An 18,468-nucleotide genomic window follows, 5' to 3' on the forward strand; every position below is an offset into this window, starting at 1 on the left:
ATTTTTGGGTTGTTTGATAATAGCGTTTTGAGTTGCCTTGTTTGGCTTGCGATACCTTTTGGATTTGTCTTTTTAACGATACAGGAGCATAAGTGCTTGTAAGTATCAAATAAAAACATGAATCATTTTTTACTATATTCTTTAGCCATTAACAAAGCATTATAAGCATTAACCACTTTCCCAGATACGGATAATTCTTTGAAGGGTCTTAAAACACCTTCTTTTTCTCCCGGGACTTGGACGTTTATGTTATATGATACTCCGGACTCTAAAATGATTTGTTTCAATTGCGCGGCACTTAGTTTAGGATAATAGGACCAGACTAAAGCAGCAACTCCTGCTACAATGGGGCTTGCCATAGAAGTTCCGTCACGATAGGAATATCCTACATTTGCATCGGTTGTCTTTAAAAAGAAACTTGGAGCAAAAAGATCAACAGTTCTCTTACCGTAATTAGTAAAATTTGCTAAAAATTTCTTATTTCCATTAAATGTAATGCCACCAACTTTAATAAAATTTTGACAAAATTCTTTTCCAGTATCTTCATCATAGTCAATAGGATAAAAGGGCTTTGAATCATTATCGCTGGCATCATTGCCTGAACCGGCAATTAATAATACATCATGTTGTTGTGCATATAAAAAGGCTTCTTTTATCCATTCAGGATTAGCACTAAAAGTCTTGCCAAAACTCATATTAATGACTTTCGCACCATTATCAACAGCATATCTTATTGCCAGTGCAATATCCTTATCATTTTCATATCCTCCAGTTGGAACCGCTAGTATAGGCATGATTTTAATTTGATCACTAAAACCTTCTATGCCAATTTTATTCGACCTGTTAGCGCCTAAAATTCCGCTTACAATAGTTCCGTGATAAGTCAGTTTTGCGTTTTTTGACACATTGTTATTCCCATAATGATTATCTTTTAGATCTAACTCATCATCTCCGATTAAAACCCGGTCGTAATATTGGGGGTTATAAGTTGTCTTATATTTTTCAATGATCTTTAAACTATCTCTTTTTAATACATCATAGGTCAATCCCAAACGGATATAATCTCTAATTGATAATATACTGGATACTATTTTGGGGTCTGCTTTTTTATTCTTTTTATATAAACTATCAATTTGAAAATAAGTATATTTATTTTTGCCGAAAAGTTGGTGCAATTTTTTAGAATTTTCTCTGAATGCTGAAAGATTAAGAGAAGCATATTTTTTTAAAGTATCTATTTGAGCAAAATCTTCTTTATAGATATCTATTGCTTTTAAGTATAAAAGTGAATCTTTTTTATTCCCCCTAAAATTAAGAAATGAATCATACTTCTTTTTTAGCCTGCGTAATATTCTTGTTGGTTCTGAATTGGCATAAGAAATACTTTCTCCATTCTTATTACCTAAAAAATTCCAGCCATTAACATCGTCAACATAACCGTTGTGGTCATCATCAATCCCATTATTAGGAATTTCCTTCTTATTTACCCATATGGCAGTTTTTAAATCTTCATGGTTAATATCAATGTCTGTATCAATGACTGCGACAATGATTTGTTTACCATTCTTATTTTTTATGATTTCTTTATATGCCCTGTTTAAACTTGTTCCTGCTAATGTGTCTTTTTGGATATCTAAATTATGCCAACAATCTCTAACGGATGTAGGCAAACTATTTTTATAGATTATTGAAGGGGCTTTAATATGAGTTAATTTCTGGCCAAAACAATTAATAAAACAAAGAAAGCAAAAGATTATAAGATTTTTTTTAATCATGATTTAAAAAATACTCTTGAGTGAATGCTAAGGATCCTTACAACATATTGAGAAAAGGCTGAATTTTAAATTGATTCATTCCTTCTATCCTTTACTCATCATTTTTGCCATTTGCATTGCATTATATACATTGAGTATTTTTCCTGTTTTAGATAATTCTTTGAAAGGTAATTTCATGCCTTTTCCTTTTGGGATAAATACATCAATATCATACGGAGTTCCTGATTCTAAAATAATTTGCTTTACTTGTTGTACTGTTAGTTTAGGATAGTATGACCAAATCAAGGCCGCGGTGCCTGAAACCATTGGAGCTGCTAGTGAAGTTCCTGAATCAAACTCATATGTATTGTTAGGAGCTGTAGTATATATATCTTCACCGGGAGCAAATAGATCTACATTCTTTTTACCATAGTTTGAAAATTGTGATACAATTAAATCTCCATTTCTATTACTTATTGAACCCACATTAATGAAATTATTACAAATTTCTCCTGTGTTGTCATAATTATAATCACTTGGATAATACGGATTGACATCTACATCCATGCCATCGTTACCTGATGCATGAACTAATAAGACATTATGTTGTTCAGCATATTTGTAAGCATCATCAACCCAATCTTTATGCAATGAAAATTCTTTACCAATGGACATATTAATTACTTTAGCACCATTGTCAACCGCATATCGTATTGCCATGGTGATATCTTTGTCATGCTCGTCCCCTGAAGCTGAAACATGTAAAGGCATGATGCTAATATTGTCTGAAAAACCTTCAATCCCTTTTTGATTATTCCTTCTTGAAGCAATAATTCCTGAAACTTTGGTGGCATGTTCCTTTGTTGAGGTAACTCCTGTAATTGTAACACCTACTTTATTATTACCGTATCCTTTTTCAAGAATATTTGGATTATCTCCAATTAACTTTCGCTCTTCAAAACTAATATTAAGATTTCTGTTAATTACAGAATCCAGTTGGATGCTTTGTTCTTTTATGTCATCAATTGTTTTGTGATTAAGTTCAAGATTCCCAATCATATAATCAATTAATGCTCCTAAATCCCTATCATTGCTGTCTCTTCTTTGCCTGAATGTTTTATCGTTAATCTTGTATGTCTTATACAAACTATCTAATTGTTTGATTGTATAGTCTTCTTTTGGGAAAAAATGCTTTAAAGTATCTTTAACTATCGGAAATAATTCAATATCAAAAAGTAAAGATTTTTGCCAATTTTTATAATACTTATTTTTTATCTCATTAAATTTTATAGCTCTTTGGTATTCTTCATAATCAGACATTTCATTGTTTGAAATGTCTGATTTTAGTTTATTTTTGAATTTAGCATCCCATTCTCTAATACAGCGCACATATTCAAAATTTTCATATACCATATAGCCTCCGCTTTTAGTACCTATAAAACTCCATCCGTTAACATCATCTATATAATCATTATGGTCATCGTCTTTATTATTGTTAGGAATTTCTTTCTTATTGACCCAGAATCCTTCTTTTAAGTCTTCTTGATTTAAATCAATTTGACTATCAATAACGGCAACGGTTACCTTTTTCTGATTTTTAGCTGCTTTTTGATTTTTATAAAACTTATCTAATGAAATTCCTAAAACTTTATCGTCTAGGAAATCTTTTTTATACCATTTTTTTGAAATAGCATTATTGAGCTCGTTCTCTTCAGTTATTTGAGATTCAGAGCTAATGCCGAAAAAAAGAAATGGGATCAAAAAAAATATATTAAGTTTCATGTTTATATGTATTTTAAAAGAAAGAGAAATAATAGAATTAAAATTCTTTAAGTGGTAAAACTCAAATTTTGTCAATTTTAAAATTGAACTTTTAGAAGAGATCTAAATGTTTCCTAAAGAAACAAATTTATTGTTTAGGATACTATAAGAAAGCTGGAATCATTTTTTATTATATTCTTCAGCCATTAACAAAGCATTATAAGCATTTACAACTTTACCCGATTTTGATAGTGAGGAAAATGGTTTCAAAGTTCCTTCTTTTTTACCTGGTACTTGCACATCTATGTTGTAAGCTACTCCTGATTCAAGAATAATCTGTTTTAATTGTGTAGCACTTAGTTTAGGATAATACGACCATACTAAAGCTGCTACTCCTGCTACAATAGGACTCGCCATAGAAGTTCCATCACGATAGGAATATCCGGCTTCTGCATCAGTAGTTTTTAGAAAAAATCCTGGAGCAAAAACATCGACTGTCTTTTTCCCATAATTTGTAAAATCAGCTAAAAAATAGGTGTCACAATCCAGGGCTACAGCGCCAACTTTAATAAAGTTATTACAAAATTCTACTTCTGTCGTTTCATCGTAGTCTATTGGATAAAATGGTTTGATGTCATTATCACTGGAATCATTCCCGGAACCGGCTACCAATAAAACATTATGCTTCTCTGCATACAAAAAAGCTTCTTTTATTAGCTCGGGATAAAGGGACATGGTTTTCCCAAAGCTCATGTTAATAATTTGAGCCCCATTATCTACAGCATAGCGGATTGCCAAGGCAACGTCTTTGTCATGCTCATAACCGCCGCTAGGTATTGCTAATATTGGCATAATTTTAATTTGGTCGCTAAAGCCTTCTATTCCTATTTTATTTGCTCTATTAGCCCCTATTACACCACTGACAATTGTACCGTGATATGTCCATGTTGCGTTTTTATAAACATTATTATTACCGTAGTGAGTGTCCTTAAAATCAAATTCATTATCTCCGGTTATCAGTCTGTCATAAAAAGCTTCATTGTAAGTAGTTCGTAATTTATCTTCAACTTTAATGCTGTCGTTTTTTAATGAATTATAATCTTTACCTAGCCGGGTAAACATCCTCATATAGATAATATTATCTGTTAAAGAGGAATCTTTCTTATTTTTAAAATAAAGACTGTCTAATTCACTTAATGTGAATTTAGTTTTATTAAATTTCTGCATCAATCCTTTTTCACTTTCCCTGTATTTTGTAAGGTTTTCAACAGCATACTTCCTCAAGTAAATCATAAAATCTTTATCCTGTGCGTATTCATTAGTCGCTATTAGATATAATAATGAATCCTTTTTATTCCCATTGAAAACAGGAAAGTTAGGATACTTTTTCTTTAAAGATTTAAGTACTCTTGTTGGTTCCGTGTTGGCGTAAATCATGCTTTCTCCTTTAACAGTTCCTAAAAAATTCCAGCCATTTACATCATCAATATATCCGTTATTGTCATCGTCCTTTCCATTATTGGGGATTTCATCTTTGTTAACCCAAATGCTGGATTTCAAGTCCTCATGATGTATATCAATATCGGTATCAATTACAGCTACAATAATTTCCTTACCTTTTTTGTTTTTGAGGATTTCTTTATAGGCTCTTTGTAAACTCGTACCTGCCATGGTATCTTTTTCAATATCCAACTGCTGCCAGCAATTCAAAACTTTTACCGGATGATGTTTTCTCACAATCACAGCAGGAGCTTTGATTGGAGTTGTTTTTTGCGCAGCGCAATTAATAAAAAAGAGGCAGCAAGAACTTATAAAAAGAAATTTAATCATAATTTATTAAAATTGAAGAAAGAGTCAGATGTAGCAATTTAATATAAAATTACCTTCTTTAGAGAAGGTAATTTAGCTAAAAATTATTTCGGTAATTGAGGACGATGTATTGGAGGGTCAATAGGACCACCACCAGTACCCGTACCGCCACCAGTGTCTCCGGTATCTCCTGTGTTGTCTGAAAAACCATTGTCATCGCCACCTTTGATAACTCTTAAGTTAGACACTTCAAACTCTAAAAAATCTGATAGGTCTTTAGCCAATTTTAAATTTACTTTTTTCATTTCGTTTATTTTTTGTCAGACAAATCTAACAAATATGTGTATTCAATCACAAGCTTAGTTTTACCAATTTGGAAATTGATAGATTTAACTCGCATTTAAATATTTGTTTCTCATTATTTTAAGGAAATCAGAAGGCTTCATTTTAGTATGCAATGTAAATGCTCTTGTAAATGTTTGTACGCTGTTATATCCACAAAACTCTGACAAAGCCTGTATGGTATAGTGCATATATTTTTTATCGGTTTCTAATTTTTCTAGCAAATATTCTATTCTAAGCGAATTAATATATTGAGTGAATCTGATTCCTTTTATCTCGTTGATGATTTTTGACAAATAATGTGAGTTAGTCTTAAATTCCGTTGCAAGCATTTCAACAGTATATTCTTTGCGCAAATACCATCGTTCCTTTTCAAATTGCTTAAGACTGCTGAGTATTTGTGCTACTACATTTTCATCAATTGGTAGCATAGATGCTTTTTTACTACTCTTTTCTTCAATTATAGGAGAACTGGTTTGTGCAAGTAATTGTTGCTCTCTTTCTGCCTTATAAATATTGAATAACCTTTCTTGCTTTTGAAGTTTTTTTTCAGTCCTCTTTTTATTTAGGTATAATATATATCCGAGCACAACAATAGCGGAACCTAATAAGATAATCGTAATTCCAGAAGTCATTCTGTCATTTTTTAGAGACGAGATAACAGCTTGTTTTGAGGTGATTATTTCCTGAATGTCATAGGTTCTAGCAATTTTGTTTGAAATATATTTGTAGTTATCATAAAGTACTTTATCGGCTTTAATGAATTGGTCTGAATAAAAGATCACATTCTTATAGTCTTTATTTTTTTTATAATAGTCAATAAGTCTTTCGTAAGTTTTAATTGTCAGCGGGTAAATATCATTTTTAGCTTCAAATATTGAATCCACTTTTTTATAATAGCTGATAGCTTTTTTATCCTGGTTAAGCTGGTAATAACATTCTCCTATATAAAAACAGTTTTCTGCATAGTTTGAATAATCATTATTCTTTTGGATAATTTTTAATTGACTGTATAAATGTCTAATTGCTTTTTGATATTGCTTACGCTTAAAGTAATTTTTACCTCTATTGGAAATAAAGTAAGGGTAATAGTAGTAGCCTGAGATATCTTTATTTTTTAATGAAATACCCTTATTTATGTATTCTTCAGCAAGATCTATTTTATCAACTTTATTATATAACTCTGACAATCCGAGGATGTAATATAGATAATTTGAATAATTGTTTACCCTGGCTACTTCTTCACACTTCTTATATATAGTAATTGCCTCTTCATAATCTCCCTGTGTGTTTTTGATTAAACCAATAGAATGGTCTATGCTATTATTCAAATCTTTGGACATCCCGGTTGAATGTTTACGAGCAATTAAGAAGTAGTTCAATGCATTTTTGAGCATTTTTTGATTGTAGTATATGTGTCCTCTAACATAATACAAATAAGAGAGCGTTTTTGGCATTTTAGATTTAGCCATATTAATTGCAGAATCTGAATATTTTAAATCTAATTCAAAATTATTCGACACATCTCCCATCGAGCTATAACCATAAATAATTTCTTCAATATTATTCTCTCCTTTAGCTTTCAGCAAATAAGTATTTGCATAGACATTATTATTCTTATAATTGAATTTATGCTTGGCTATCTTGTTTTGTAAATCTAAGAAGCTGCACTTTTTTAAAGTGTCCGGTATTTTTTTTAAGTCTTGGGAGAAGATAAGATTGACATGTAACAATCCCCAACAAAAGACTAAAATTTTAAATTTCCCCATCATTAATAGTTTTTGTTTGAATTGAATTTCTCATAGCGAATTTAGGAATTTTTAATTAATGTAAGAATTTTCTTTTTCACATAATCATGTCCTACAAAAGGCTTTATCATCATTTTTTTATAATTATTTGACAATTTGATACAGTTTTATTTTCAAATTCAAATCATTGAAAATCTGCGTGTTATTACAAATATTAATGTCAATTTGGAAATTGGAATCTATCAATTTCCAAATTGGCTTATACAACATTTGGATTACGATATTTCTTACATTTACTTTGTCTCAACAAGCAATCAAAAATATTCAATTTTGAAAGTGAGTTATAAATTTCAGTAGCTACGAATTTTGCAGGATTTGTCTTTTATCCTAAAGAAAATAAAAAGAGATATGCTATTTACTTTTAAGTTGGGTTATGTAAATAACATTATGAGTAAATCTAACAAAAAACAGTCATACCTATATAATTGTTTGGACGACAAAAAAGTATGACTGCTATTATTAATAAAGAAACAAAATTATGAAAAACTTTTTATTCAGCCTAGTGGCTATTGTTACATTTTCTTTTGCTAGTTCGGCTAGTACAATTAACCCAATGAATGAAGTTAAAACTGAATCCGCATCGATTACAATTCAAACAAAGGATGCTAAAACAGTTTACGCTTTCAATTCAGTAAATGATTTTAGAAATCATACAAATCAAATCCTTGAAAGTGTTGATAGCGTAATGTTAGATGAAGCTTGTACTGTAACTATTTCAATGACTGTTTCCGTTACTGTAAGCACAAGTATTGGTGTAGCAGGAGGGGAAATCACTACTACTGTTTCAGGATCAATTACTGCTTCTTGTGAAGGAGCAGTAGCAGCTGGAAGAAGGCTACGTGCTAGTCTTATAGCTATGGCACAAGGTTAATATTACAAAAGCCCTAACTGTTTTATAGTTAGGGCTAATTAAAATAATGGTTATGAAAATAAATAAGATATTTTTTTTACTTGTTTGTAGTGTACAAGCCTTTTCACAAAACTTTGTTTCAACTGCAAAGGTTGAATATGAAATGATGATTAATACTGATGGATCACTTCAAAACTTTGAAGCCAATCTTTATTTTAATAATGTGTATTCAAAATTTGATTATAAAAACAAAGAGACGTCTGATAAAGTGTCAGAGATTAAAACAGCTACAAATGTTTCTAAAACAGTAATTAAAAAAGCAGATACTACGATGACTTCTATCTTTTTTAATCCTGTAAAAAATATCTTGTATTCGAGCAAGCTTAATGAGGTGGTTTTTGAAGATAATAATCAGCAGAAATGGGAGTTAATCGATGAACAAAAAGTTATTGGTAATCTTCATTGCGCGAAAGCGGTTTGTTCTTTTAGAGGACGGGATTATATCGCATGGTATGTAAATACTATTCCTGTTTCTTTTGGTCCATGGAAATTTAATGGTTTGCCCGGATTAATCATTGAAATATATGATTCAAGAAAAGAAGTGTATATGGCAGTAAAAAAGATTGACATGCCATTTTCAAAAAACATAACAGGGATTGATTCAGAACAAACACTTATTTCCAGAGAAGAAGAGCAAAAAAAAGTTGCTGAACAATGGGCTAAAAAACAAAAAGAAATAGAAACGAGAGCAAAAATAATTGAAAGTTCTTTTAGTAAAGAGGATAAAGTAAGAATCAAAGTATCTGAGCCAGTTTTTAATAAAGGTATTGAAATTGAATAGAAAATGAATAGATTTAATTTTCTCCTTTTCCTAATTATAGGGTGTGGTTTGTCTTTGCATGCCCAATCTATTATTTCAGGTCAAATATTGGACAGTGCTAAAAACCCTATTCCGTTTGCCAATGTATCCATTAAGGTGCAAAATGGTTTAACGATCATTGCTTTTACTACAACTGATAATAATGGGAATTATAATTTAAAAACCAACAAAACAGGAGATTATAATTTATGTTTTAGTGCACTTTCTTTTAAAGCAGCTACTTTTCCTGTTGCCTTGGAAGGCAATAAAAATTACATCCAAAATGCAAGCCTTGCAGATGAAATAGTTGCACTTAATGAAGTCATTGTTCAAAATGAAAGAGCAATAACAATTAAACAAGATACCATTATTATGAATGCCAATGCGTTTTCAAAGGGAAACGAAACAGTAGTTGAAGATTTACTTAAAAACTTACCAGGCATAAATGTTTCTGAAGATGGAACAATAAGAGTAGGAAACCAAGAAATAGAAAAAGTGATGGTCGAAGGGGATGATTTTTTTGAGCGTGGGTATAAACTGCTTACTAAAAACATGAATGCTAACACGATTGATAAAATAGAAATCTATAAGAAATATTCCAGCAATAGGCTTTTAAAAGGAATAGAAAACAGCAATAAAGTTGCTTTAAATTTAAAATTAAAAAAAGGATTAAAAATGCAATGGTTTGGCAATATTGATGCCGGTTATGGGCTTATTTCTGAGAATCGTTATGAAACTAGAACAAATCTTATGTCTTTTGATATTAAAGCAAAATATTACCTGTTAGGGAATCTTAATAATACAGGTGTGGATGCTACTGGTGATATTAACCATCTTATTAGACCTTTTCGTTTAGATGACATTGAAACACTGGGTGATGACCAGCAGGCAAATAGTTTGCTTAATCTTAATATAATGACTCCTTCACTTAAAGAAGAACGAACCAAATTTAATAATGCAGAAATGATCTCCTTAAATGCAATTCATACACTTTCACCAAAAGTAAAGATGAAAACACTAGGGTTTTTCAATTGGGATGAAAATGATTCCTTTCTTAATGAATATCAATTCTACCAAATAAATGGGACTTCATTTACAAATACCAACAATCTTACATTAACAAAAAAGAAAATTGTTGGCTTTGGGAAAATTGATTTAAACTATGATCTGTCAAATAACAAGATGCTGGAATTTACCAGTAAATATAATAATGAACATGAAAATGGAACGTCACAATTAATTTTCAACGAAACTCCTACCAATGAAAAGCTAAAGGGAAATAATCAGTTGATAGATGAAAAAATTGTGTTTACTAATAAAATCAATGATAATAAGGTTCTTGTTTTAGTAGGAAGGTGTATCAGTGAGAAAACACCACAAACCTACAATATTAACGCTCTTTTATTTCCGGATTTGTTTTCTGGACAAAACGTAGACAAGGTAATACAACAAAGTGAGAACAAAATGCAGTTTAGTGCCATTGATGGTAACCTTTTAGACCGTAAAAGGAATGGCAGTTTATTGGAAGTGAAAACAGGATTGAAACACCGTCAGGATATTTTAAACACTCGGTTAATGTTTCAGGAAAATAATACGATTGCAACTGTTCCGGAAGAATATCAAAATTCTGGGAAATATGCCAGTATGGATGCTTATCTAAATGCCAAGTATTCCTATAAAAAAGGCCGATATACTTTAACTGGAGAAATGGAAGCACATCAATTATTTAATAAATATACTGATGTAGGAAGAAACGAAAAGCAGGCACCTTTTTTTGTTAATCCAAAAATTGGTTTCAATATAGAAATTAACAAGAGTAATAGATTTTTTTCTGTTTACTCTTATAATAAGACAAACGCTGGTATCCTCGATGTCTATAGTAATTATGTGCTCACGGGATACCGCAATTTTGATAAAGGGACTAGCAATATCAATCAGTTGCAAGCGAGTTCTATTCTCTTAAATTATGGATTAGGAAACTGGGGAGCTAAGTTTTTTGCTAATGCTTCCTTTATTTATACCAAAAACCATGATTTTTATTCTACAAACAGTACAATAATACCTAATTATTCGCAAGTTGAAAAAATAATTATAAAAAATCAGGATTTGTTAAGTGTCAGTTTAGATGGGAATTATTTTATAAAAGCAATTACATCCAATTTTAAACTAAACTTTGTGTATTCTAATTCAAATTTTAAAAATGTAGTCAACAATAAAGAGCGTGAGATAAAGACAAACAATTTTAATTATGCTTTTGAATTACGCTCCGCTTTTAGAGGAATGTTCAATTATCATGTTGGCAGCAAATGGAAAACCAGTGAAACGAAAACCAACATGATCAACAAAAACACAATCAATATAAGCTTCTTGGATTTGATTTTTGATTTCAATAAAAAATTCAATATTAGCTTGGAATCAGAACGTTATTTTTTTGGCAACCTGGATAAGAACAATAAATATTACTTCCTTGATTTTGAATCAAAATATACAGTCCAGGACAATAAACTGTCATTCACGCTTTCAGGCAAGAATTTATTTGGAACTAAAACATTTCGTGAATATCATGTAAATGACATTTCGGTTTATGGTACTGAATATAGATTGTTACCCCGTTATGTCTTACTCCGAATAGACTATCGTTTTTAATATTTCGATTATTGTTTAGCATGATTATACAATTATTACATAAATATAACGCCATAAAAAATGAATAGAAATTTTAATTTTTAAAGCCATGAAAGAGAGTTTAATTCAAAAAACAACAGAGAAGGATGTAATCTTCGTTACTAATACCCTTTTCGATTTATTAGGAATCTGCCTAATTGTAATCATGATTGTTATTCTGATAAAAGTTTACACTAAGATTGCTAGATTAATCGATCAAAATAGTCTACCATAAAAGTGAAAAAATTAGAATATTGAAAAAACCACAGGGGAGTAATAGCTGTCTACCTGGCTGCTACTTCAAATATAAATTCTTTCAAAGAAGAATCGCATAACAAGATAGACTTCAACTTAACGACGAAAGACAAAGTTTAATTAAGACGAAAACGAAACAAAAGAAGTCGTTGTTATGCGAAATGTGTTAGTTACGATAAGAATCTATAGGAACCTGTGTGAGGAAGCTGTTATTGAGGCCAAAGTTCGGGTTATTATTCGGCTTAGCCTCAATCGCTTCCTAATTTTCTAACCTTCAGAAATTCAAAATCAGATGAAAAAGAAAAAAATAATACCAGCAATTATTGTTGTTGTCTTTTTTGGTTTTATAGGGAATGCCCAGTATAACAATACAGCGCTCGCTTTACGAAGAACCATAATGGTTATCAATGTCGAGTTGTTACAAAGAACCATGCCGACAAAGACAACCAAAGAGGATTTCAATAAGGAGCTAATAGAAATGAGTGTTTCTAAAGAAGGAATAATTTTCTTAAACAAAGCATTTGACTTCTACAAAAAAGAGGTCTCAACTGAAGAAATTTTAAACTCCTATGAGGGAAAGGAAATTCATGAGGTGGTCAGGTTACTAAAAAACGGGGGAAGGAATGTATTCGGGGATATAGACAATATGAGTTTACCGGATAAAAAAGAGCACACTTTATGGTTGAAGAGTATGTTAAAGGTTTTGGCAGAAGTGATGAATATTGTGATTAATACTTGTAATGCATTGCCTTGGCCCTGTTAGGAATAAGAGGGTAATTTTTTGGTTGTTGTTTTTGATTTCCAGTACCTGAAAAGTATTGGATAAAGCAGCACAAGCGCTGCCGTTACCAGACAGCGCTTGTGCATTAACAACAAAACAAAACAAACTTAGGGCTGTACGACTTGTGTTCGTAAAGATTCCAAAACAGCTACAACCTGATTGATAATTACAGGATCGGTAACGCCATTAAGGTTTGCGGCGGTGCCTACATAACCTATGAATTTATCGAAATTGGCATTGGTGGCTTTAACTCCCATCCTGGTATTGATAGCCGGATTGTGCGCTACTGTCATGCTTGCACCGGTATAGGTGTTCGTGGCGCCTCCACCGGTATTGACCGAAAAGAAGTCTGTCAGGTTTTTGCTTAATACCGCTACTTTAGTGGTATTACCAGCAGATACTTCGCTTACCAATGGAGCGAAATGTGCCCCAAAATTCCCACTAGATCCTGCGACAATGTCTGCAACGATTAAAGTGATGGTTGTATCAACTACAGAACGATAGCTCAACCGCCCTTTTTCGATCAAAGTGCCGGGATTATTTGGATCAGGGACTTTCAGCGTGCCTCCTAATTTTTGGTAAAGGGTCAATTCAGTCATGACAGGGTCATCATCATTGTCATTACAGGATAGAAAGGAAAAAGAAGCTCCCAGAAATAGCGCAAGGAGGGTAATGTGGATCAGTTTTTTCATAAAGATGGATTTTATAGATTAATGAAAGATATTCTGTATGAATTTTGAGAATTTATAACTGTAACTCTCCGTATCCATTATAGGACAGACGGATTTGGATGCCATTTCCTGGGAAATAATATACGGTTTGGCTTTGTAGTGGCCTTTGGTCATTAATTGATCATAGACTTTTTGGGCATTGGTAATACGGTTATCATGGAAATAAACCAGTATACCGGTTTCGGTGTTGAGTTTGTCATGTTGTACACCGGGAATGCTTTTAAGGTTTCGATGGATGTCTTTTGCCTCCAACGGATCTACCGGAGGAGTAAAGTCAATACGGCTGATCTGTATTGTGGCATTGTCATATACCACTTTGGTAGCGGTGGCTATATGCACGATCAATATAATAAACAGTATTGCTGTGAGTGCGAAGAAGCCTCCTATAAACCCTTTAATTTTCCTGTTCAGTTTCATAATTATATGGTTTTTAGTTGTTTATTATATATGTACGAGAAAAAAGAAAGGATGGTTTTATCCGGATTTAAAAAAAGCATAAAAAAAACCTGCTTGTTAGGGCAGGTTTTGAATATTATTTTTTAAGCTTCTGGATCAAAGGGTCTTCCAGTAGCGTTTTGATTTTGACCACTGCATCCGAATTATCGTTTGGTACGGTCATTGAAAGGACATAATGTTTTATTTTCCATTGGTTACCTTCCTTGACCAGGACGCCGGAACCGCGGCATATTTTCATTTGGGTATCCAGCAGTTCATCGAACCAGGCTGTTTTCCCAGAGGCGTCAAAATAAATATGACGTTCGAGCGGCGTAAAATTCCAGGCTTTGCCTTTGTCAAAATAGGGTTTGGCAAAGGCCATAAAGGCGGGTTTGTCCCAATTCTCAGTAGCGTCAGTACCAATGAACACGGACTGGTCTGCCATGAGGCTGAAATATGCTTCAAATTTTGCCTGGGCCGCAGCTTTGTGCCAGGCATCGAGGGTCGTGTTTATGGAGGCGGTTTCCTTGTTTTGGGAGAAGGCAATGCCAGAAATAAATAGTGCGAAAAGGAGTGTGAATTTCTTCATAGGTGGTTTGTTGGTTTTTGTAAAGTTACACTTTTTGAGGTAAAAGGGAAGGGGATTGGTTTGGGGATGTAAAGTGAGTGGGCTCAAAAACGGTACTTTGATAGTGTTTTGACTGTATTTAATAATACCAAATAAGTACTATATCAGTACTATATCAGTGCTATATCAGTGCTATATCAGTGCTATATCAGTGCTATATCAGTGCTATATCAGTGCTATATCAGTGCTATATCTATAAAATAATACAAATGTAAAGATACGAAAGGGTTGATGAGAAGGAGAATATTCCAGTTAAAAGCCGTTGGATTAGATTCTCCTTTCCTCAAAATGACAAACGATTGTATATAATTATTGAAGAACAAATAATACTTAACACCCCATAAACTTATAACTTTTCATTTCAATCCTATAACAAATCTTGCCTCTTTGGAGTATAGCTTTGTTGAGGTATTTCAATTTGGAAATACTATCATTAATACTAAATGTCATGAATCTGAAAAGAATTTTTGGAGCCATCCTCACGTTATTGGGCATTGGCGGGCTAATATATGCGGCTTTTTTGTTTTCGGGGAACGATGGAACCACAAACCAGGAAATCCGGAATATCATTGTGTATAGTGTTTTGGGCGGCCTCTTTTTTGCCTCGGGCATCAGTTTGGTCCGAAATACCAAAGACGAAGCATAAATGAAATACATGGCCCGCAATGAAAGGTTTTTGGAGCATTAACGTTTTAATGCCATATAAAAAGCTTTGATGCCCGCTCTTAGCGAAAAATCATTTTCTTCAGGCATTTCAGGCTCTGCAGGTGTTTTGTCATGTGCCGTTGCGGTAGGAGGTACCGATGCACCTGGTGTTTTTTGATCAGTAGGTTGTGTTGGTAGGGCCGGGATACTTTTCATAATAAAAGATTTGAATGATGTGGTAAATTTGGGCCTTATTATGGTGCTTTTCCTTATATAATTTTTGATTTATTTAGTATAATTTCCCAGTTTACTCTTACTATGAATTATAAACCACTCACTGATTTTACAAAGTAGGGAGAATCGTTCCACCGGATCTTGCGAAAAGCAAAGTTTTGTTTCAAAGGGTTGGGAAGGCAGTTCCAAATGGCCTCATTCATTTTCTCCAAGAGTAGTTTTTTTGAAAATGTATCCGAAACTACCAGGCTTATTTCACGTACCGGTTTGGGTTCCTTAAACGGTTTGAAGAGATGTGATTCTTTCTCGTTCAGGATAGACAATTCCGGAATGATGGCAAAGCCCAATTGAGCCCGGACCAGGTTTTTCAGGGTTTCGATGGAGCTGATATCATAGGTGAACTGCTCTTTTATCTTTTTGGGATTTTTGATACCGCAAATGTCCAATAGTTGTGCGTTATAACAAAATTCACTCTGAAGCAGCAGTAACTCCGATTTGTCCCGGGCTTGTATTTCGTAAAAAGACTCGCTGGCCATTGGATGTTTGGAGTGAAGGTAAGCGACAAATGGTTCCTGGAAAACAGGATGTTCTATCAGGTTAGGATTCCCGGTAGGCGTAGCCATAATGGCAACATCAAGCGTTCCGGTTTCCAGGTCTTGCATGAGCTGGCCGGTATTGGCTTCCTTAATGATAAAATGCACTTTCGGGGCCGCTTCGCTCATCGCCTTGATAAATAAAGGAATAAGATATGGTGAAAGTGTACTGATAACACCCAGTTTGAGTTCTCCTTCGAGGGTGTTTTTCTCATTGATCACAAAATCACGGATGTCATCCGCTTCCCGGAGGATTTTTTTGGCACGGGTTATAATTTCTTTTCCCAGCAAAGTAGGGGTTAAAGGCACTTTTGTCCTGTCGAAAATCTTGATCCCGATTTCTTCTTCTAAGTTTTTTAATTGAATGGTTAGTCCTGGCTGTGTTACCATACAAACTTCGGCAGCCCTAGCAAAATGGCGTTCTTCATCGAGAGCTACAATATATTTCAGTTGCTGGATAGTCATAATTATAAATTTAATTTATAAAGGTAAAAAATTATCAATTTGATTTATAATAATGCCCGCAATAAATTTGTCCTATCCAATCAGCAGTAACGCTTTGGAATCAATACACAAATAAAAATAATCATTTAAAAAAACAAGATCATGAAATTTACAAGAAGAGCAAACGCAAACTGGAAAGGTACGGGAATGGAAGGAAAAGGAACCATCAGTACCCAAAGCACAACTTTAGACAACGCCCAATTGTCATTCAAGACACGATTTGACCAAGGGGTGGGCACGAATCCTGAAGAATTGATTGCCGCAGCGCATTCCGGCTGTTTCACCATGCAGTTAAGCTTCCTTTTGAGCGAAGCCGGATTTATTCCCGAAGATTTGAATACAGAAGCCAAAGTTACATTTGAAGAAGGCACCATTACCCTGATCCAACTGATCCTCAAAGGAAGCGTTCCGGGCATTACAGCTGATGCCTTTGAAAAAACAGCACAAAAAGCCAAGGAAATATGTCCTGTTTCAAAACTGCTCAATGCCGAAATTACCTTATCGGTGGAACTGTTAGCTTAATTTAAGTACAAATCTATAAAAAACAGAAACAATGAAAACAACAATTATAAAACAACAATTGAAATCGGAGATTCACAAACACCAAAAAAGCAATGTAAAAAGAGTGAGTAGACACTTTTTCCTGTTCGCAGCCTTTATTTTTAGTCTCTTATCGATGACTTCCTACGCACAAACCACAGCACCGGTTAAGAATGTAGTTTTGGTCCATGGCGCTTTTGCCGACGGTTCCGGCTGGAAAGGACTCTACAAGATCTTAACCCAAAAAGGATACCATGTAACGATTGTACAAAACCCGCTGACGTCGCTTGAAGATGATGTGGCAGCCACTAATGCGGTATTGGATAAACAGGACGGGCCCACAATATTGGTAGGCCATTCCTGGGGCGGAGCTGTAATTACGCAAGCCGGGAACCATCCGAAAGTGGCTGCTTTGGTATACGTAGCGGCATTTCAGCCGGATAATGGCGAATCTGTATTGACATGGGTGCAAAAAGCCCCGCCAGCTCCTGAAAATGGAATCCTGGCCCCGGACGCCAAAGGCATTGTTTATTATGACCAAGCCAAATACCACGCGGGTTTTTGTGCCGATATCAGCAAGGCAGATGCCGATTTCATGTATGCTTCCCAAGGCGCGTTCCATGCCAAAGGATTTGTAACACCACTTACACAGGCAGCTTGGCACGAAAAACCATCTTATGGGATTGTAGCAACGGAAGATAAGAGCATCAATCCAGACATCCAGCGGACCATGTACAAACGTTCCGGCGCGAAAATTACCGAAATAAAAGGAAGCCATGTTGTGTTTATCTCGCAGCCCGAATTGGTTGTCAAAGTAATCGTGGCCGCCTCAAAAAAAGAATAGTGAAGCAAAATAATCCGATTGCCTTTATGGTTTTTTACCTCTGAAACCCGGTCTTGTACCGGGTTTTTTTGTAGGTGAAAAAGCAGTTGGAAAGAGATTATGCCTTGATTTTCAAAGCATTATAAATGTAAGAAAAAGAATAATAAAATTTAACAATAAATAAGGTTAAACCGTAATCCTTTTCTGATTAATAAGACCATTTTTACACCGCGAATTTTTCCGCTTTCGGAAATGGTAACCTTATGTGACTAAGGAAAGCGTAGCTATGCTCCGAAGTCATATTCCTATCCATAATTTCCCCGCTAACATTTTGTTTGAAGTGCATTTAAATGAATGCATTCCAGCCTTTTTTTATATATAATAAAAGAGGTCATAGCTTTGTTTTTAGGCATTGACAAGGTTTTTGTTAAAAAGATGTTAGTGGAATATTA

17 protein-coding genes are annotated in these 18,468 nt (G+C 33.7%); 7 read left to right on the forward strand and 10 right to left on the reverse strand.

What is annotated here, in order from left to right:
• Nucleotides 1–122 precede the first annotated feature (122 nt).
• From E4635_RS07395 to E4635_RS07415, 5 genes are all read right to left on the reverse strand, one after another.
• Nucleotides 123–1,775, reverse strand: a complete 1,653-nt coding sequence (locus E4635_RS07395) for a S8 family serine peptidase (protein WP_135525991.1) — start codon at nucleotides 1,773–1,775, stop codon at nucleotides 123–125.
• Nucleotides 1,776–1,859: 84 nt separating this feature from the next.
• Nucleotides 1,860–3,536, reverse strand: coding sequence for a S8 family serine peptidase (locus tag E4635_RS07400; protein ID WP_135525992.1), 1,677 nt, complete (start codon nucleotides 3,534–3,536; stop codon nucleotides 1,860–1,862).
• Between the two features lie 159 nt (nucleotides 3,537–3,695).
• Nucleotides 3,696–5,345 (reverse strand): S8 family serine peptidase, encoded by a 1,650-nt coding sequence (locus E4635_RS07405; protein WP_135525993.1) that lies wholly within the window; start codon nucleotides 5,343–5,345, stop codon nucleotides 3,696–3,698.
• 83 nt (nucleotides 5,346–5,428) lie between these two features.
• Nucleotides 5,429–5,629 (reverse strand): hypothetical protein, encoded by a 201-nt coding sequence (locus E4635_RS07410; protein ID WP_135525994.1) that lies wholly within the window; start codon nucleotides 5,627–5,629, stop codon nucleotides 5,429–5,431.
• An 84-nt stretch (nucleotides 5,630–5,713) separates the two neighbouring features.
• Complete coding sequence (locus E4635_RS07415) at nucleotides 5,714–7,435, reverse strand: AraC family transcriptional regulator (protein ID WP_211518742.1); 1,722 nt, start codon at nucleotides 7,433–7,435, stop codon at nucleotides 5,714–5,716.
• A gap of 517 nt (nucleotides 7,436–7,952) precedes the next feature.
• Between E4635_RS07415 and E4635_RS07420 the strand changes: the two genes are divergently transcribed.
• The 4 genes from E4635_RS07420 (at nucleotide 7,953) to E4635_RS07435 (ending at nucleotide 12,865) form a co-directional block, all read left to right on the forward strand.
• The gene (locus E4635_RS07420; RefSeq protein WP_135525996.1) at nucleotides 7,953–8,345 is read left to right on the forward strand and encodes a hypothetical protein; all 393 of its coding nucleotides are present in this window, start codon (nucleotides 7,953–7,955) and stop codon (nucleotides 8,343–8,345) included.
• Nucleotides 8,346–8,397: 52 nt separating this feature from the next.
• Nucleotides 8,398–9,165, forward strand: coding sequence for a GLPGLI family protein (locus E4635_RS07425; RefSeq protein WP_169630218.1), 768 nt, complete (start codon nucleotides 8,398–8,400; stop codon nucleotides 9,163–9,165).
• Nucleotides 9,166–9,168: 3 nt separating this feature from the next.
• Entirely contained in the window at nucleotides 9,169–11,829 is a 2,661-nt protein-coding gene (locus E4635_RS07430) for a carboxypeptidase-like regulatory domain-containing protein (RefSeq protein ID WP_135525998.1), read from the forward strand.
• Nucleotides 11,830–12,394: 565 nt separating this feature from the next.
• On the forward strand, nucleotides 12,395–12,865 hold the full coding sequence (locus E4635_RS07435) for a hypothetical protein (protein WP_135525999.1): 471 nt from the start codon (nucleotides 12,395–12,397) through the stop codon (nucleotides 12,863–12,865).
• Between the two features lie 125 nt (nucleotides 12,866–12,990).
• On the opposite strand, the gene E4635_RS07440 is transcribed toward E4635_RS07435, so the two are convergent.
• From E4635_RS07440 to E4635_RS07450, 3 genes are all read right to left on the reverse strand, one after another.
• Nucleotides 12,991–13,575, reverse strand: coding sequence for a globin family protein (locus tag E4635_RS07440; RefSeq protein ID WP_135526000.1), 585 nt, complete (start codon nucleotides 13,573–13,575; stop codon nucleotides 12,991–12,993).
• A gap of 18 nt (nucleotides 13,576–13,593) precedes the next feature.
• Nucleotides 13,594–14,031: a hypothetical protein gene (locus E4635_RS07445; protein ID WP_135526001.1), complete on the reverse strand. Its 438-nt coding sequence runs from the start codon at nucleotides 14,029–14,031 to the stop codon at nucleotides 13,594–13,596.
• Between the two features lie 115 nt (nucleotides 14,032–14,146).
• Entirely contained in the window at nucleotides 14,147–14,638 is a 492-nt protein-coding gene (locus E4635_RS07450) for a nuclear transport factor 2 family protein (RefSeq protein ID WP_135526002.1), read from the reverse strand.
• A 487-nt stretch (nucleotides 14,639–15,125) separates the two neighbouring features.
• Here E4635_RS07450 and E4635_RS07455 point away from each other — a divergent pair, with 487 nt between their 5' ends.
• Complete coding sequence (locus E4635_RS07455; protein WP_135526003.1) at nucleotides 15,126–15,323, forward strand: hypothetical protein; 198 nt, start codon at nucleotides 15,126–15,128, stop codon at nucleotides 15,321–15,323.
• A gap of 38 nt (nucleotides 15,324–15,361) precedes the next feature.
• Here the strand turns inward: E4635_RS07455 and E4635_RS15725 are convergent, their stop codons facing one another.
• Together E4635_RS15725 and E4635_RS07460 are read right to left on the reverse strand one after the other, a co-directional pair.
• The gene (locus tag E4635_RS15725) at nucleotides 15,362–15,538 is read right to left on the reverse strand and encodes a hypothetical protein (RefSeq protein WP_169630219.1); all 177 of its coding nucleotides are present in this window, start codon (nucleotides 15,536–15,538) and stop codon (nucleotides 15,362–15,364) included.
• Nucleotides 15,539–15,645: 107 nt separating this feature from the next.
• Entirely contained in the window at nucleotides 15,646–16,614 is a 969-nt protein-coding gene (locus E4635_RS07460; RefSeq protein ID WP_135526004.1) for a hydrogen peroxide-inducible genes activator, read from the reverse strand.
• 141 nt (nucleotides 16,615–16,755) lie between these two features.
• Here E4635_RS07460 and E4635_RS07465 point away from each other — a divergent pair, with 141 nt between their 5' ends.
• Both E4635_RS07465 and E4635_RS07470 read left to right on the forward strand, forming a co-directional pair.
• Nucleotides 16,756–17,175 (forward strand): OsmC family protein, encoded by a 420-nt coding sequence (locus E4635_RS07465; protein ID WP_135526005.1) that lies wholly within the window; start codon nucleotides 16,756–16,758, stop codon nucleotides 17,173–17,175.
• A gap of 31 nt (nucleotides 17,176–17,206) precedes the next feature.
• Entirely contained in the window at nucleotides 17,207–18,037 is an 831-nt protein-coding gene (locus E4635_RS07470) for an alpha/beta hydrolase (RefSeq protein WP_135526006.1), read from the forward strand.
• Nucleotides 18,038–18,468 lie beyond the last annotated feature (431 nt).

This window comes from Flavobacterium humi, assembly GCF_004745595.1.
In the GTDB taxonomy this organism is placed as follows: Bacteria; Bacteroidota; Bacteroidia; order Flavobacteriales; family Flavobacteriaceae; genus Flavobacterium; species Flavobacterium humi.

Coding starts and splice junctions, on each gene's coding strand:
- E4635_RS07470 (WP_135526006.1), top strand. CDS start 17,207: ATGAAAACAACAATTATAAAACAACAATTGAAATCGGAGATTCACAAA.
- E4635_RS07425 (WP_169630218.1), top strand. CDS start 8,398: ATGAAAATAAATAAGATATTTTTTTTACTTGTTTGTAGTGTACAAGCC.
- E4635_RS07445 (WP_135526001.1), bottom strand. CDS start 14,031: ATGAAACTGAACAGGAAAATTAAAGGGTTTATAGGAGGCTTCTTCGCA.
- E4635_RS07410 (WP_135525994.1), bottom strand. CDS start 5,629: ATGAAAAAAGTAAATTTAAAATTGGCTAAAGACCTATCAGATTTTTTA.
- E4635_RS07460 (WP_135526004.1), bottom strand. CDS start 16,614: ATGACTATCCAGCAACTGAAATATATTGTAGCTCTCGATGAAGAACGC.
- E4635_RS07405 (WP_135525993.1), bottom strand. CDS start 5,345: ATGATTAAATTTCTTTTTATAAGTTCTTGCTGCCTCTTTTTTATTAAT.
- E4635_RS07455 (WP_135526003.1), top strand. CDS start 15,126: ATGAATCTGAAAAGAATTTTTGGAGCCATCCTCACGTTATTGGGCATT.
- E4635_RS07400 (WP_135525992.1), bottom strand. CDS start 3,536: ATGAAACTTAATATATTTTTTTTGATCCCATTTCTTTTTTTCGGCATT.
- E4635_RS07395 (WP_135525991.1), bottom strand. CDS start 1,775: ATGATTAAAAAAAATCTTATAATCTTTTGCTTTCTTTGTTTTATTAAT.
- E4635_RS07420 (WP_135525996.1), top strand. CDS start 7,953: ATGAAAAACTTTTTATTCAGCCTAGTGGCTATTGTTACATTTTCTTTT.
- E4635_RS07465 (WP_135526005.1), top strand. CDS start 16,756: ATGAAATTTACAAGAAGAGCAAACGCAAACTGGAAAGGTACGGGAATG.
- E4635_RS07435 (WP_135525999.1), top strand. CDS start 12,395: ATGAAAAAGAAAAAAATAATACCAGCAATTATTGTTGTTGTCTTTTTT.
- E4635_RS07415 (WP_211518742.1), bottom strand. CDS start 7,435: ATGGGGAAATTTAAAATTTTAGTCTTTTGTTGGGGATTGTTACATGTC.
- E4635_RS07430 (WP_135525998.1), top strand. CDS start 9,169: ATGAATAGATTTAATTTTCTCCTTTTCCTAATTATAGGGTGTGGTTTG.
- E4635_RS07450 (WP_135526002.1), bottom strand. CDS start 14,638: ATGAAGAAATTCACACTCCTTTTCGCACTATTTATTTCTGGCATTGCC.
- E4635_RS07440 (WP_135526000.1), bottom strand. CDS start 13,575: ATGAAAAAACTGATCCACATTACCCTCCTTGCGCTATTTCTGGGAGCT.
- E4635_RS15725 (WP_169630219.1), bottom strand. CDS start 15,538: ATGAAAAGTATCCCGGCCCTACCAACACAACCTACTGATCAAAAAACA.